Origin of the sequence: Streptomyces sp. XY431 (assembly GCF_001279805.1) — a bacterium.
Taxonomy (GTDB): domain Bacteria; phylum Actinomycetota; class Actinomycetes; order Streptomycetales; family Streptomycetaceae; genus Kitasatospora; species Kitasatospora purpeofusca.
Window position 1 is genome coordinate 1 of the sequence record NZ_LGDO01000248.1, and the last position, 1561, is coordinate 1561.

The 1561-nt window shown below is 77.0% G+C and carries 1 protein-coding gene and 1 pseudogene; both read left to right on the forward strand.

Features of this window, described 5'->3' with window-relative positions; all coding sequences use genetic code 11:
- A pseudogene (locus ADK60_RS22550) lies at positions 1-325 on the forward strand (hypothetical protein); the annotation flags it as partial.
- A gap of 272 nt (positions 326-597) precedes the next feature.
- The coding region (locus ADK60_RS22555) for a serine/threonine-protein kinase (RefSeq protein WP_053648452.1) at positions 598-1561 on the forward strand (964 nt) is incomplete at its 3' end.

Below are 1561 nucleotides of genomic sequence, written 5' to 3' on the forward strand. Positions count from 1 at the left end.
CCCCCGCCCCGCCCTCGCCGAGGCGGAGGGCGGCCTGGCCCGCTACCGCTCACTGCTGGAGGACCTCGCCGCCGGCGGCGTCGACCTGGAGACCTTCCGGGACCGGGCGCGCGGCCTGCGGATCGGGCTGGTCGTCGACGGCGAGCGGCTCTGGGTGTTCGACCCGGTGCACGACCGCTGGTCCTACTGCGACGGCCTCCAGCTCCACACCTACGCCGTCGGCGACCGGCCGCGGCTCCCCGACAGCGGGAGGCCGGCCGCCGGGACGCCGAACGCCGCGCCGCCGCCGGACGCCGGCGAGCCCACCCGACTGGTGGGGCCGTGAGCACGCCCCCGGAACCGCCCCCGGGGCCCCCGCCCGGTGAGCAGCCGCCCGATGAGCAGCCGCCCGCCGAGCCGCCACCTGCCCCGGACCAGCCCGCCGAGCCGTCCCCGCACCCTCCCACCGCGGCGCGGCTCACCGAGGTGCCCGACGCCGGTCCCACCGCGGCGGCCGCTCCCGCCGGCCCCGGACCCGGGCCCGACCCGCCGGCGGAACCGGAGGCGGACCGGGGCGCGGAGCAGGACGCGGACCCCGACGACGACGCCGCCCTCGCGCTGCCGAGCCTGCCCGCCGGCCTGGTCGGACGGCGGGTCGCCGGGTACCGCCTGGAGGCGGAGATCGGCCGCGGCGGCATGGCCGTCGTCTACCGGGCCAAGGACCTTCGGCTGGGCCGCACCGTCGCGGTCAAACTGCTCGCCCCCGAACTCGCCCGCAACGAGGTGTTCCGACGCCGCTTCATCCACGAGTCGCAGGTCGCCGCCGCGATCGACCACCCGCACATCATCCCGGTGTTCGAGGCGGGCGAGGCGGACGGCATCCTCTTCATCGCGATGCGCTACGTCGAGCACGGCGACCTGCGCGGGCTCATCTCCCGAGGCGGCCCCTTCCCGGTCGAGCGGGCCGCCGGGCTCGCCTTGCAGATCGCGTCCGCGCTGGACGCCGCGCACGACCACGACCTGGTCCACCGGGACGTCAAACCCGGCAATGTGCTCGTCGCCCCCGGCACCGACAGCGAGCACCCCGAACACCTCTACCTCGCCGACTTCGGCCTCACCAAGAAGTCCCTGTCACTGAGCGGACTGACCGGCGTCGGCCAGATCGTCGGCACCCTCGACTACGCCGCGCCCGAGCAGATCTCCGGCCGCCCGCTGGACGGCCGCTGCGACCAGTACGGCCTCGGCTGCGTCGTCTTCGAGATGCTCTCCGGAGCACCCCCGTTCCGCCGGGAGAGTGACCTCGCCCTGCTCTGGGCCCACCTCAACGACCCGCCGCCCACCGTGCGCGAGCACCGGCCCGACCTGTCCCCCGCCGTGGACGAGGTGATCGGCCGGGCTCTCGCCAAGGCCCCCGAGGAGCGGTTCGCCAGCTGCCTGCAGTTCGTCGCCGAGCTGCGCGCGGCAGCCACCGTCACCCCGGCCACCGGCCCGCCCGGCGCCCAGTGGGGCACAGCCGGCCCGCCGACCCAGGTCGTCCCCGCCGTCGCCGCCGCACCCCCGTTCGGCGCCACCCCCGGCGTCC